Genomic DNA, 12,851 nt, shown 5'->3' with positions numbered 1-12,851 from the left:
CCCGCTAAATTTCATAATTTTCAGCCTGTTTTGCAAGTATTTTTTTCACTTTGCGTCGTCGACCTCCGATAGTGCAAAAATCCCGGGGGGTCGACGACTTTTTTGCATTCGAGCTTAATCAGCCCGTCATTTTTATAGCGTCCGACCGTTTTATATAAACGAATCGATTTCATTTTTCTCCACGCCTATTATTCCCCTGTCGTGATAGTTTTGCGAATCGAACCGGTAATAAATTACGCTGTCTTTCTTGTCGTTTATTATATCTTTTATACCGTGTTTCAGGTTTTCAAATCCGCTCTCGGTTAGTTCGCCCTCGAAAACGGAATTCTGAACCCAGTTCAAATGCTGTCGTAAAAACTTCATCAACTTTACGCCTCTTTTCGGCGCCGCGTCGTAAACCACAATTACATACATTTTACCACCAGATTGTAAACGGTTTATATTCTTTTTCGCCTATAATATGTTTAATTAACTTATAACATTCCAGTCTTATCAAATGCCTGTAACTTACGTTTCTTTTAAGCTGCCTGTGTTTTATAGTAGTTTTAAGCTTTTCGTCGAATTCTTTTAGAAATATTTTTCTTCCGTCTTCGGTCAAATAACACTTATTGAGTTCTTTGCTGAAATGTTTTTCCTGAATTTGATTTTTATTGAGCAAAGAAAAAATAATCCTGTCGGCGAGCAACGGCTTAAATACCTCCGCAATGTCCAAAGCCAGGGAAAATCTTCTTTCTCCCGGCTCGTGAAGATAACTGATCAGGGGATTTAACTGTGTTCTGTAGATTTCGCTCAACACAACGGTATAGACCAACGAATTGCCGAAAGATATGAGAGCGTTAATGGGATTGGACGGCGGACGTTTTTCCCGTTTTTCAAAATTAATTTCGGGATTTACTATTAAATTCCACGCCATGTAATAATCAGACCTTAAATTGCCTTCGACGCCCATCAACTCCTGCACGTCGCGGCAGTCGGGTATTTTTCGAATAGCCTCTTCGGCTTTGTCGATAAAATACGAAAGGTCTTTATCGCGACCGTTATAATACTGTAAATTTTTTTTGATGTTTTCCGCCGCTCCGATTATGAATTTTTTAGCAATCTCCAGACGCGCTTCTTTATCCAGATGCCTTTTAACCTGCTCAACCAATAGCCTGCCCGACAAATAAGGTTCGCGCGGATAAAACGAAGAAGTATAATATCCGTAGTAATTGAAAAGATGAAGTATAATTTCTTTCCGGGCGAGGAAGTTCAAGAATTTAGTGTTGAATTTTAATTCGCCGTAACAATAGATCGAATCTATATCTTCAACGGGAATCGGCTTGCGAGGCAACCGCGCGGGCTCTCTTTCTTCCGCGTCGTTTTCGGTTACCGACTCGTCATCGACTTCGATTTCTTCAGTGTCGTTTACTTCTTCCGGCTCCGACGATTCCCCCGGTTCGAAATAAAGCGTATTGTCTTTGCGAATCAATTTGCCTGAGCTGAATATGTAGTAATTTCGTTTCATTTTTTTATTACCAAGATTATCAAATTGCAAGATTACCAAGATTGCCAGGATTACCAAGATTGCAAGATTACCAAGATTGCAAGATTACCAAGATTACCAAGATTACCAAGATTACCAAGATTACCAAGATTGCAAGATTAATTTGTTTTTGTTTTTAAGTAGCTTATGAATTTTGAAATCTGTTTTATGATATTCAATGATTGTTCCAATGCTGTTTCGAATTCTTCTTTAGCAATGTAATGAAGATCGTAGGCTATATATAATAGAGATCTTACTTCGCCGGCAGAACCTTTTGCATATAAAAGAAATTTAACAAACTCTTTATTATTATCCCTTTCGAAACCTTCCGCAATATTATTCATTATCGAAACCGACGCTCTTTGAATCTGATCTTTTAATCCGTAGTCTTTTCTGAAGACGTCGCTATTTGTCAAATTGTATACTACATTTACGAACATCCTCGCGTCTTGCCACACTTTTAAATCTTCAAATTTTCGTATCATTATTAACGTCCCTTTGAATTTATTAACTTTTTTCAGCGAGTCAATTTGTTAATTTGCAATTTGGTAATTTGGTAATTTGCAATTTATTAATTTGCCAACCACCACCTCCCCTCATACATAACACAACTCATAATACGCACATTGTTTGCAAAACGGTTTATTGATTACTTCCGGCGGAACGTTTAGTTCTGCTATTTTTTTGACTTCTTCTCGTATTTCTTTTAGTTTTTTTCTGTCGCTTTCCGTCAGCGTTACTTCCGCCTTTTGTTTTAATTTCGGATAATTAATCTCACCTCTTACATTATCAATGCCCATTTTTTCAAGCACGTAAATATAAAATTTTACCTGCCAGACGTGAGTTTCTTCCATTTTGTCTGATTTTTTTACTTCGTGTATAGTTTTGGTTTTCGAGTCGTAAAAATCGAGCGCAATATCGTCTTCATCGTCTGTAATATGAATTTCGTGAGATTCGCGTTTGTATGTTGTATCTGAAATTAATTTACCAATCGAGACCGTATCGCTGTCGTGCTCCATTTCGATATTCCTTAGAAACAACCAGAGTTTACGTTGACAGATAAGATAATATGCTATTTGTGTGCCGGTCATGATTTTGCTATTGCAAGATTGCAAATTACAAGATTACAAATTGCAAGATTGCAAGGATTATTAGATATATTTTTATATAAACGAACTATACTCAGTAAATTCATAAGAGTTTACTCCTTTTTCATCATCATATTCCGTCTCAACAATAAAAATATTTTTACACCATTTTTTTAATACATTTAGTTGATATCCGGTAAAATTATTTTCACTAAATTCCAGCCAATAGCTGAGTCTTATGTCTTCCCTAAATCTAATAGTATCATATTTCCACTTGTTGAATGGAACATTTAGAACATATTTATTTAATATTTCCTTTTTAAAATTGATATAAAGATTTTTCTTCCCATCGTTCTTTGAAAAGAAATCATACAATTCATTTTTAATATCATCTAAAAGTATTTTAGGAATCACCGTAATGCTCGAAATTTCCCTAAAGATACGATGCGCCTCTTCCTTTCTTTCAGCCATAAAACCTGCATCAAGTATATCGAGAGTTTTGTAAAAATCCGAGATATAACTACCAGACACAGCAAACAAATCTTTATTATATAATTTTTCTACCAATTCCCTTTTCTTTGCCTCGGATAATAATAAATCATTGGCTTGCATTTTTTTAATTGTCTTGAAAAAAAGATCGATCGTTTTGGCGCTGCGCCAATCTTTCTTTTTATATTTATCATCACACCAATTCGCCAATTCATTTGTATCAGAGGATAATAATTTCATTGTAATTCCTATTAAATCATCAGAATAGACTCTATAACCTCCCGATTCTACGCCATTTTCAAAAACTGTAATGAAAACATTTGGTTTGTCTAAAGATGTCGGGGAATCATTTTTGTAACGGCGTAATACTCTCCCCATTCTTTGCACCAACGAATCCATTGGAGCGAGTTCTGTAAAAAGAATGTCTGCATCTAAATCTAATGATGCTTCTACAACTTGCGTAGCTACAACTATTTTGGGTTTATGTTCGTTTTCTGGTTTTGGGTTTGAAAATTCTTCCTCAATTCTTTTTTCTTTTTCTCGACGTTTTTCATAAGTCAGTCTTGAATGGAGCAATTCAATATAAATGTCATTTTCTCTTTCAATTATCTTTTTGATCTTGTTAAATGTGTCAATTGCAAGTTTTACGGTGTTTACAACAACAAGTACTCTGTGACCATCATTTTCTTTAGCTTTTGCAATAATGTCTTTTATTAATTTATCTGAAAATCGGTATTCTTTCTCTTTGTTTTCTTCTTTTATAAAAGTTAATTTATGTTTTTTTAGTTGTGCATAAATATCATTTTGTTTATAATAATCGACCAGCTCAAAATCCGGCGAACCTTCATTATCTTTTTTAATTCTACTTTTTAACTCTTCTTTTATAAATGAAGGCATTGTTGCCGTAACTAACAAAAACTTACCACCCATTTTATAAATGTGCTCAAGATATTTTACGACAATAGCGGCAGCTTTTGGATCATAAGCTTGAACCTCATCAATAACCAAACGGGAATAAGAGAATGTTGCATAGATTCTTTCGTAAGATGGTGGTCTCAATGCATAAGGGAAAAACTGGTCGCCGGTCGAAACCATAAAAGGATAACTTAATTGTCGGGATAAGCTATATGAGTCAATATTTTCAGATTCATTACCGTCGCCAAGCAAGTAAACATCGGCATCGGAATGTAACAAGCCGGTTTTATCTTCACCAAATAGTTTAATTGAACGGTCGTATATTTGATTTACCGCTGAACGCAATGGCAACGTATAAAATGTTTTTTCGCCCTTCGACCAGATATAAGCGAATTCGGTTTTACCGCTTCCTGTGGGCGCGATGAGTATAACATTTTTGTCACCAAGATTATCTTTTTCAACTAAACCGGCTTGCCATAAATTTATAACAGCGCCTTTACCTAATTTTTCTTGAATACCCGCTATAATTCTTTCTATTATCAAAGAATATTCTAATCCCGGAATTTCAATTTGGTAATCATAATTATTTTCACTTTCACAAAAAGAAGCAAAATGATCACAACGCATTAAGAAGCCGGCAATTTTAACCCAATGTATCAGATTTACTTCTTCATAAGAAACACGCATCGGCAACCAATATAAATTATATGGCGGGATGGCATAATTTTGAATTTGTGCGCCATTCAAAATTTCCTTTGCCATAATTTTATTGAACTCTATTAAATCAATTCTGCCGTTAAATAAATCTTGTAAATCTTCTTTTAAATTTTTTTCAATCTCTTGTAATCGATCGGAATTTAATAACTTGTCTAGATCACGGTTTGAATAACGCACTACCTCTTCAAAATTATTACGCCAATGATGATAAGCAACGGCAGATAATACAAATTGAGTATACTCATCTGCTTTTTGCCGAACTAACTCTTCAACTAAGTCTTTCAATTTCTTTTTATTAATCAAGAATAATGAAAAGATTGAATGCGGGATATTGGCAGATACTTCAAAGGGTTCATACCCCTTGTTGCCGACACTTCTAATTTGAAAATATGGCAACGCTTTGCCTAAATCATGTAACAGTACAGACAATTTTACGAGCTCATAAATTTTATCATCATTGATGTATGGTTTTATTTTGTCAAGATTATCTAGAACATCCTTAATATGCTGGTAAAGCGAAATTCCTTTTTCGTTATCTCCCGATGGACTTTTAGCCCATATTTTATAATTAGTTTCTGTCATTTAGATCACCTAAAAAAAATGGTAAGTTTAATTCTTTATCAATCATCAGTCTTTGACCGATAATTAATCCGTCATTTAATTTTGTTCTCACATACTCAAAGGTTCTTTTGCCATGCCTGTTATAGTTTTTCTCGTAACCTTCAATAGTACTGAATGTTGGTAAATTATACATTAGTCCGTCATAGTTAGCAAATTCATCATCGCTAATTAGGCACCAACTTTCATTTTCGCGTATATAGAATTTCCGAGGTATCCAAAAGAAATATTTAAAGTTACCGCCGTATCGTTCGTAAGCTATTTGTGAATCATCAATTAATTTTGGTTCTTCTTCTAAAACAATCCAGTCTTCGGCACGTCCGAGATGAAGGATTTCCAATCTATTTATAGGATTAGAAATTTCTTCTCTTATTCTTTTCAACACATCAATGTCTTCGTGTCCTAAATATATCAGCAAATGAACATCGTTTAACACATCTATCCTCATCGGAGATTGTCCGCCGGGATGTTCAACAGTTCCATTGTTTTCTCTATTTTCAAGATAACTAAATCTACCAAAATGAGCCTTCTTGCTCATATTCCTGAACCAAATGTATTCGGTTATCTTGCTGTCAAATTTTCCTGCAAGTGATATTTTTAATTCTCTAATCCCTTCTTTGTAGAAAGAATCCCTTTGATCCCAAATTCCCATCGCATTTATTAGAAAACCGATTACTGTTGAATAAGGAGGCAATGGGTAAGTATGCCTCCTTTGATACGCAAAAGGCAGTCTATAATGTGCATTTGGTTGATAAATTTTAATTCGTAGTAGATGCATTTTTGTCCTCTTCTTTATTATTGAGGCTATTAATAAATGTATCCCAATCTTTAGTTACTTTTCCATCTTGAATATCTACCGGAATTCTTTCGCAATCTTTTATGTATACTTGACCATCTATCCATCCGTTACTCAAACAATCTTTAATGCCGATTATTTTGAATTTGCCTTCTTCTTTTTTAACGTCAATATAAGAATGAAAAATGGGGGAAGGGATTTTTACACCGCCTGCAATAATAAATAATGGAACAATTGTATTAGCTTCGCCACTGGATTGGGCGTAAAGACCATTTTTGAGCACCTCAAGAATATTTTTAATTCTTTTTTGTTTTTCATCGTCTTTCAATGAAAAAGTTATTTTAAAAGGTCCGTTAGATGATATGCTCTCAATTTTAATTATTCCTCTCTCTATTTCATATTCATTCCCATTTTTGTTTTTTATCTCGAAAGATTTTACAGCTCCTAATTCTAAAGTTAAAGTTTTATCGCTACTGGAATAGATTGGCTTTCTTGATACAGAGAAAGCATAAGTTTTTTCATCTTCATTCTCTTCATAGTCGGTTATTTCAAAACCGTTAGAAGCTTTTTGCTGTTCCTTTTTTAGTTTTTCTTTATCCTCTTTTTGAGAAACTTTTACGATTGCCGGGATAAAGTTTAACTTCATGTCTTCGGACTTTTTAATTTTACTTTTTTTCATTAAATCATAATCAACGATTATTTCATTCCCATTAATAATTATCTTTCTGTTTTGTTTTTGAACCTGAATCTCATAGAAAATATCACCATTTTCATCTTCTTTGCTCTCAACATTTTCAAGAATAATTGATTTAGGAGAAGCAATTTCGATATTTAAAAAGTTTTGAGATTCGGTTGGCTTATTTTTCATAATCCATATATCTTCTCCAATTTTTTTTGCATCAAGCGTTACACTAAATTTATAAAGAGAGGTATGTTCTTCTTTATTATAAGGATTTGGTTTAACGCTGTTTCCTTGTTTTATCGCTCTGCCTACTAAATCGTGATTTGCATAAAAGGCAAGATCTTGTTCATAGGGATATGTAGAAATAGCTTTTGTGATACCCACAGGACTTTTTCTTGTAATAGAATTATCTCCACTAATTGTGTACATATAGCCAAATGCATCTAGTTCTGATTTTGATAAAATATCATCTTCTGCAATATCAAACTGAACAACTTGTCCTTGACCTGTTAGCTTCGCTCCATCCCAATTATCAGAAAAAGCTTTTTGTAATGTTTCAAACAAATAATGCCTGATAGCCGGTTTCCCTATGTACGATTTGATTTCGCCGTTTACATTCATTTTTTTAATCGAAAGGATATTTCCGCCAACTTTTTCGTCGCGGTTCAATGCCGAACCTTCAAAAATCATTGTTAATGTTATATTTTTCATTTTATTGCTCCTCTTTTAATTATTTTCAATTCGATTTTCTTTCCCAATTATTCCGCTTAAAAAAGAAAATATGAATACTTTGAATATTTCATCTGTATATATTGGCTTGAAAGCCTCAACTAATTCATCGGGAAATTTCTTTTTATTTGCGACGAATATTCTTAGGATACCATAATAAACATCGTCTCTTTTACCAGCTCTTGTTTGTTCGAGTAGTCGGTATCCCATATTTTCGAATGCATCGCCGAGTTCTTTCTTCAATGCGTGACCTCTACGACTTAACTTATCAACCAAGTCTGATGCGTTTTTCCCGGCAACCCGCTTATAGAGATTTTCGAACTCTTTTTCGTCTTTTTTAAGCTCGGAAGCATATTCTACGAGTTTTTGAAACTCATCAAATTTTTGATTGAGTAAATTATAATAGTCTTCAAAATCTTTGAGTACCGGCTTGCAATCTTTTAATTGGTTATTTAGTATTTTTAATTTTTCTTCCATAGCTAATTTCCTTTTAGTTTATCTTCTATTAATGAATACAACTTCAGAATCTTGTTTGCGGTTGAAACTAAGTTGCTTTTATTTTTTCGCTGATACAATAGAGCATTAATAATGCTAATATCGTTTGCAGAAAGTGATTCTTTAGTCGAAAGCTTTAATAATCGTTGTGCCAAGTCTATTAGATCATAATATTTTTCATCAATAATTCTGCTATAAATTCGATGTTCCCCTAAGTCAGCTAATATTGAAGAAATGCTTCTATCTGTGATAATCTTTATAACATTATAAGGGAGAGTGAAGAATTCTATAAAGTCGTTTCTTTTTGTTACTATCTCTATGTTCATTTCTGTCCAAACACCTAATGAAGTATTAATTTTATTGGAATATTCCACTAAGGACATAGCGAGTATTTCTCGTTTTGTTTTCCGTTCATAGTTATCCTTATTCCCATAAACTTCTTTAGCGAGTTTGTTAAGCTCGTACATTATTTTAAATGAAGGTGCATTAATGAATATTTCAGTGTTATCATTGAGTCTGATTCTGGAAAGATGGTTGCTTAAGAGTATAAACGAACAATAATCACATACTGCTATGCTATTTTCTTTGTTCATATTCCAAAAAGAATTGGGCACCCCTTTATCTCCACTGGCTGCGCCTAATAATTTTGAATGCTCAGAGGTAAAAGTATTTTTAAGAGTCGCATTTGCTTCTCTTAAACAAAATGTACACTTTGTTACTGCGGGCTGTGATGTAGAAAATGAAGAAATAAATTCTTCGAATTGTTCGATAAGAGCTTTTGACTTCTTAGACGAACTATAAAATAAATTTGTATTAGCGTTAAAAAAACCTCTATAGTATACGTTAAATAATATTCCCCATGCTCTTTTTATCTTATTTTTATCTTCGTTTTCATCTCTCGGCGCGACTTCTTCCCAGCTCTCTAGTAACCAGCGAAGACCAAATTCTGAAATTTTATAACCATTTATCTCGAGCTTTTTACCGTTACTTATGTAATTAAGGTCAAGCAAAAATGTACCATCGTCTTTCATTGCATTATAAATATCATAATCCAGTGCTTTAAACACCCTGATAATTCCCACTACTCCCGCATTATACAGCCAATTAGAAGGATATAATGTTATCATCTTTTTTTCTTCGCTCATCCCACCACCTCCATCATTCCGAAGCCTTGAGAGCGGTGAACTCCAAGACCGACATCATAAATCATTTGGATTATCTCCGGTTTTGATTTAATTTCAAAAATTCCAATGGTACTTGGCATTTTTTTGTAATGATACAGCACCCTTCTTTTCCATGCCTTTACCTCAATTTTAAACGGGAAATTAGATTCATCTCCCAAAAATTCCTTTGCACATTCACGGACGGAGAATTCCAATCCTTCTAAAAATCCCTCTTCTCCCGGAAGCAAAAATTTATTGGAATCTCCGATGTTATTGACAAGCAACGGTGAAAGCGTTTTTACAATAATTTCTTCTTTATAACTATATTTATTCGGTTGAAGATAAGCCCTCAGCGGTTTGAAATTAATTGAGCTCCCGCTGTTTTGCCAGGTGTGCTCTTTCACTTTCAAAAAGCCATTGTAAATATTTGTGGCAAGTTGAATGGACGAAGTAGAAAAATTTACTTTGACAATATTTCCCACATTCAATTTATCGCCTTCGTTCCCCTGCAGCTTCGGGAAATATGTTCCGAAAGTAAAAGGTTTTAATTTGTGTTGCTCATAATAACAATTGAAAAGCAACGGATCTGTTTTTTCAATAAGTTTTTTAATTAGAGAAATAAATCCTCGACCATAATTTTTCGGTATTATATCGGGACTTATTTCATAATCCAGTGTTATTCTCACATTCCGCCTCCATTAAAAATTTTGTAATCTTGCAATCTTGGTAATCTTGGTAATCTTGCAATCTTGGTAATTTGGTAATCTTGGTAATAAACACCCCACAATACCCTCTATCATAGGACATTCAAATTGTGCTTCAAATTAAATAATTTTTTCTTTTTTATCTATTACATTCAATTAATTAATAATATTTTTTCTGAATCTCAGCTTAAGTATTAATAAATTAGCGGTGTAAATATGACCGGGACAATTTAATGCCTGGCAAATCGGAAAATACAAACTACGTCAATTACCTAGTAGAGCTTTCGCAGGCGGGCAGAAAGAACGCCTTTTTCGACCTGTGCGAAATCAATCTGAAAAGCGTTTTTACTACTGTCTATCGTTTAACCGCGGATTATAACTCAGCGCGTTCCGTTACGGTTCAGGCGTTTTTGAACGCATGGGAAGAAATTAAAGAGTACGATTATAAAATTCCGTTTGCGCTCTGGATAAAACAAATTGCAGTTAATACAGCCATACCCAAAATCAACAAATCGAGCATGATAAAACTGCCTGACGAACTCCCGGACGACAATAAAAAGAAACTCGAAACGCTTATTATGAATCTCGATTACGTCCGGCGCACAATATTCGTACTTCACGACCTCGAAGGTTATGACTACAATAAAATTGCCGAATTTCTATGGTACGACAACACCGACGAAATCATTACCGCTTTGATGGAAACCCGGGTATATCTGATGGAAGCGGTGTGCAAAAAATGAATTGCAACGATATTTATATTTATCTGCACAGATATATCGACGAAACGCTCGACGAGAAATCGCTGCGCGAACTTAAGATTCATATTGAAACATGCGCGGGATGCCGCGAAAAACACGACAAGTTCAATCGGTTTTTCGAGCTTCTTAAATCGCTGCCTTATTCAGTGGAACCGCCCGCCGATCTGATCGAATTGCTTTCGAAAGAATTGCTGAGAAAATCTCTCAATCAAATTAACAACGAACGCAAGACGAAAATTATCGACGACATTAAAAAACGGCGCGAGCAATCCCGGCAGGAAAAATTATTGAACGAAACCCGGGGCTTGACAAAAAAGAGCCGGATGAGCCGGTCGCTGAAAACCCCGCATTCCCGGCTCTCGTCGGGTAAAATAATATTGTTTATTGCGGCGGGCGTTTTGATTTTCTCCGCGCTCGCTTATTATTTCTATCTGAACAGTCTCGCAAATTCGCCCTGGACTGTTGAGAGTGTCAAAGGAACATTCGAATTAAACGGACTCAATTATACGGACGCTTTCTGGTACGAAGGCGAAAGATTAATCTGTTCCGATTCCTCCCGCCTCAGAATAATTATACCCGGAGAAGGGAGATTCGAACTGGAAGGAAAATCCGCGGCATTGCTTAAACAGGCTCACAAGAAGAGCAATATAATCTTTCTCGAATACGGCGCCGTTAAAACCGACGACAAGCTCGGACGACTCGGATTGACGGTCGAGTTCGAAAACAACGAATTGAAAGGCGATATAGCTTCGTACGAATTTTATTTAAATAACGGCAACGGAGAATTGACGGTAACAAACGGCGCGGTTTATATCAACGACCGGATTAAAATCAAAGACGGTTACTTCGTAAAATTCCGCAATTTTTCTTCCGGGACGCCTTTGAGGATCGGCGTCGACAGGGATTTCGAAAACTTTGTAGAACAATTCGACGCGGATTACATAACTCCGCAGACGATGTCGGGCATAACAAAAAATGCAAAACGCGAAGACGCGCTTTCATTGCTTTCGATTCTCGAAAATTCGCCATTGACTTACAGAGGGGAATTATTCCAGGCGGTCGCCAACTTCTTTCCTCCGCCTCCAAACGTTACATACGACGGAGTTATTCGGCTCGACAAAGAGATGTTAACAAGCTGGGAAAACACGATCGAAAAATCATTGGGCTCTCAATAAGTAAAAACAGGCACGCTGACGGAACGGTAGATTTTCCAATTGCCTTCGCTGTTTTTTACCAGCACTTTCATACTTCTTTCGGAATAAATCGGGTTGCCTTGCGCCTCCACCGGATCGGGCACGACAAAACTGCTCAATAAAATTACGTATCCGATACCGTCCCTTACAAAAAGCTCTTCCAATGAATATTTCCACCTGCCTTCGGGATATGCGGTTTTGTATTGAAAGAGTTCTTTTCTGTAATTTTCCACGCCCGATATTTCTTCGGCTTCGGAAACAATTCCTTTGTAATTCTTCGAGACCGCCGTCAGCGCGCTGTCGATATTCCCTCTGTTGAAATTATCATAAAACGTTTCGATCAGTTTAACTATTTTCTTTTTTTCCGTAGTTTGAATTATATTTTTGTCGGATTCGGGAACTTCCTTTGTGCAAGCGAGCATAAATAAAATCAAAGCGAGCATTGACAATTTTTTCAACATAATAATCCTGCAATTTTTATGAATCATTATATAATTGACGGAAATAATTTAATCGGAAAAATACTGAAAAAAAAGAAGACCGAAAACAAAGGGTCGGACAGGGAAGAACTGGCGAGGATATTAAACGCTCATTTCGCCGGGAAAAAATACAAAGTTTCGCTTCACTTTGACGGTCATGAAAACATCCCCGTCTTATTTACAAAGGGCAAGATAATTTATTCCCGCGGCAGAACTTCAGACGAAAAGATACGCGAAGAGATAGACAATACAAAGTCGAAGCGCAAAATCATATTAGTCACATCGGACAGGCAGCTTGCCGAATACGCCAGAGTAAACGGCTGCAAAGTAATCTCGTCCGAGGAATTCGGAAAGGAAATAAAATCGAAACGCAGGAACGACGAAGAATCCCTAAAAATAAAAGAAATGGAAAACGATATTGAAGAATTCAGGAGGTTATTCGGAATAGAATAAAAATGCCCGCGGGCGCGGGCATTGTAAGGGGAGTGTGTGGGATTAAG

14 protein-coding genes and 1 CRISPR repeat array (1 of these 15 only partly in view) are annotated in these 12,851 nt (G+C 35.6%); of the genes, 3 read left to right on the top strand and 11 right to left on the bottom strand.

All coding sequences use genetic code 11. The features are described 5' to 3' along the window. Window position 1: a CRISPR direct-repeat array (repeat unit 30 nt) (it extends 829 nt beyond the left edge of the window). Between the two features lie 149 nt (window positions 2-150). From cas2 to cas6, 10 genes are all read right to left on the bottom strand, one after another. Then, the gene (cas2, locus tag ACOYVE_RS02275; protein ID WP_014855485.1) at window positions 151-414 is read right to left on the bottom strand and encodes a CRISPR-associated endonuclease Cas2; all 264 of its coding nucleotides are present in this window, start codon (window positions 412-414) and stop codon (window positions 151-153) included. A 1-nt stretch (window position 415) separates the two neighbouring features. Then, window positions 416-1,504, bottom strand: a complete 1,089-nt coding sequence (gene cas1b / locus ACOYVE_RS02270; RefSeq protein WP_014855486.1) for a type I-B CRISPR-associated endonuclease Cas1b — start codon at window positions 1,502-1,504, stop codon at window positions 416-418. Between the two features lie 137 nt (window positions 1,505-1,641). Then, complete coding sequence (locus ACOYVE_RS02265; protein ID WP_014855487.1) at window positions 1,642-2,007, bottom strand: four helix bundle protein; 366 nt, start codon at window positions 2,005-2,007, stop codon at window positions 1,642-1,644. A gap of 111 nt (window positions 2,008-2,118) precedes the next feature. After that, complete coding sequence (gene cas4, locus ACOYVE_RS02260; RefSeq protein WP_041355829.1) at window positions 2,119-2,613, bottom strand: CRISPR-associated protein Cas4; 495 nt, start codon at window positions 2,611-2,613, stop codon at window positions 2,119-2,121. 72 nt (window positions 2,614-2,685) lie between these two features. Then, complete coding sequence (locus ACOYVE_RS02255) at window positions 2,686-5,313, bottom strand: CRISPR-associated helicase/endonuclease Cas3 (protein ID WP_014855489.1); 2,628 nt, start codon at window positions 5,311-5,313, stop codon at window positions 2,686-2,688. After that, window positions 5,300-6,127 (bottom strand): type I-B CRISPR-associated protein Cas5b, encoded by an 828-nt coding sequence (cas5b, locus tag ACOYVE_RS02250; protein ID WP_014855490.1) that lies wholly within the window; start codon window positions 6,125-6,127, stop codon window positions 5,300-5,302. The genes ACOYVE_RS02255 and cas5b overlap by 14 nt, the downstream gene beginning before the upstream one ends. Then, entirely contained in the window at window positions 6,108-7,538 is a 1,431-nt protein-coding gene (cas7i, locus tag ACOYVE_RS02245) for a type I-B CRISPR-associated protein Cas7/Cst2/DevR (RefSeq protein WP_014855491.1), read from the bottom strand. Before cas7i ends, cas5b begins: the two co-directional genes overlap by 20 nt. Before the next feature lie 15 nt (window positions 7,539-7,553). Next, the gene (locus ACOYVE_RS02240; RefSeq protein ID WP_014855492.1) at window positions 7,554-8,033 is read right to left on the bottom strand and encodes a hypothetical protein; all 480 of its coding nucleotides are present in this window, start codon (window positions 8,031-8,033) and stop codon (window positions 7,554-7,556) included. Between the two features lie 2 nt (window positions 8,034-8,035). Further along, complete coding sequence (locus tag ACOYVE_RS02235) at window positions 8,036-9,196, bottom strand: Cas8a1 family CRISPR/Cas system-associated protein (RefSeq protein WP_014855493.1); 1,161 nt, start codon at window positions 9,194-9,196, stop codon at window positions 8,036-8,038. Further along, window positions 9,193-9,900, bottom strand: coding sequence for a CRISPR-associated endoribonuclease Cas6 (gene cas6, locus ACOYVE_RS02230; protein ID WP_014855494.1), 708 nt, complete (start codon window positions 9,898-9,900; stop codon window positions 9,193-9,195). The genes ACOYVE_RS02235 and cas6 overlap by 4 nt, the downstream gene beginning before the upstream one ends. Before the next feature lie 251 nt (window positions 9,901-10,151). Between cas6 and ACOYVE_RS02225 the strand changes: the two genes are divergently transcribed. Both ACOYVE_RS02225 and ACOYVE_RS02220 read left to right on the top strand, forming a co-directional pair. After that, the gene (locus ACOYVE_RS02225) at window positions 10,152-10,661 is read left to right on the top strand and encodes an RNA polymerase sigma factor (protein WP_422880653.1); all 510 of its coding nucleotides are present in this window, start codon (window positions 10,152-10,154) and stop codon (window positions 10,659-10,661) included. Beyond that, window positions 10,658-11,854: an anti-sigma factor family protein gene (locus ACOYVE_RS02220; protein ID WP_014855496.1), complete on the top strand. Its 1,197-nt coding sequence runs from the start codon at window positions 10,658-10,660 to the stop codon at window positions 11,852-11,854. Before ACOYVE_RS02225 ends, ACOYVE_RS02220 begins: the two co-directional genes overlap by 4 nt. Here the strand turns inward: ACOYVE_RS02220 and ACOYVE_RS02215 are convergent. Further along, on the bottom strand, window positions 11,848-12,333 hold the full coding sequence (locus ACOYVE_RS02215) for a hypothetical protein (RefSeq protein WP_014855497.1): 486 nt from the start codon (window positions 12,331-12,333) through the stop codon (window positions 11,848-11,850). The two genes, ACOYVE_RS02220 and ACOYVE_RS02215, sit on opposite strands and share 7 nt — an antisense overlap. Window positions 12,334-12,351: 18 nt before the next feature. On the opposite strand from ACOYVE_RS02215, the gene ACOYVE_RS02210 reads away from it, so the two are divergent. After that, window positions 12,352-12,804: an NYN domain-containing protein gene (locus ACOYVE_RS02210; RefSeq protein ID WP_422880652.1), complete on the top strand. Its 453-nt coding sequence runs from the start codon at window positions 12,352-12,354 to the stop codon at window positions 12,802-12,804. The last annotated feature ends 47 nt before the right edge of the window (window positions 12,805-12,851 follow it).

Origin of the sequence: Melioribacter sp. (assembly GCF_049325435.1) — a bacterium.
Classification (GTDB): Bacteria; Bacteroidota; Ignavibacteria; order Ignavibacteriales; family Melioribacteraceae; genus Melioribacter; species Melioribacter roseus.
This window is presented reverse-complemented; position numbering and strand designations above follow the sequence as displayed.

Excerpts from the sequence above, each read along its gene's own strand:
- ACOYVE_RS02235 (WP_014855493.1), bottom strand. The coding sequence starts at position 9,196 with ATGAGCGAAGAAAAAAAGATGATAACATTATATCCTTCTAATTGGCTG.
- cas7i (WP_014855491.1), bottom strand. The coding sequence starts at position 7,538 with ATGAAAAATATAACATTAACAATGATTTTTGAAGGTTCGGCATTGAAC.
- ACOYVE_RS02265 (WP_014855487.1), bottom strand. The coding sequence starts at position 2,007 with ATGATACGAAAATTTGAAGATTTAAAAGTGTGGCAAGACGCGAGGATG.
- ACOYVE_RS02220 (WP_014855496.1), top strand. The coding sequence starts at position 10,658 with ATGAATTGCAACGATATTTATATTTATCTGCACAGATATATCGACGAA.
- ACOYVE_RS02210 (WP_422880652.1), top strand. The coding sequence starts at position 12,352 with ATGAATCATTATATAATTGACGGAAATAATTTAATCGGAAAAATACTG.
- ACOYVE_RS02255 (WP_014855489.1), bottom strand. The coding sequence starts at position 5,313 with ATGACAGAAACTAATTATAAAATATGGGCTAAAAGTCCATCGGGAGAT.
- ACOYVE_RS02215 (WP_014855497.1), bottom strand. The coding sequence starts at position 12,333 with ATGTTGAAAAAATTGTCAATGCTCGCTTTGATTTTATTTATGCTCGCT.
- cas1b (WP_014855486.1), bottom strand. The coding sequence starts at position 1,504 with ATGAAACGAAATTACTACATATTCAGCTCAGGCAAATTGATTCGCAAA.
- cas4 (WP_041355829.1), bottom strand. The coding sequence starts at position 2,613 with ATGACCGGCACACAAATAGCATATTATCTTATCTGTCAACGTAAACTC.
- cas5b (WP_014855490.1), bottom strand. The coding sequence starts at position 6,127 with ATGCATCTACTACGAATTAAAATTTATCAACCAAATGCACATTATAGA.
- ACOYVE_RS02240 (WP_014855492.1), bottom strand. The coding sequence starts at position 8,033 with ATGGAAGAAAAATTAAAAATACTAAATAACCAATTAAAAGATTGCAAG.
- cas2 (WP_014855485.1), bottom strand. The coding sequence starts at position 414 with ATGTATGTAATTGTGGTTTACGACGCGGCGCCGAAAAGAGGCGTAAAG.
- ACOYVE_RS02225 (WP_422880653.1), top strand. The coding sequence starts at position 10,152 with ATGCCTGGCAAATCGGAAAATACAAACTACGTCAATTACCTAGTAGAG.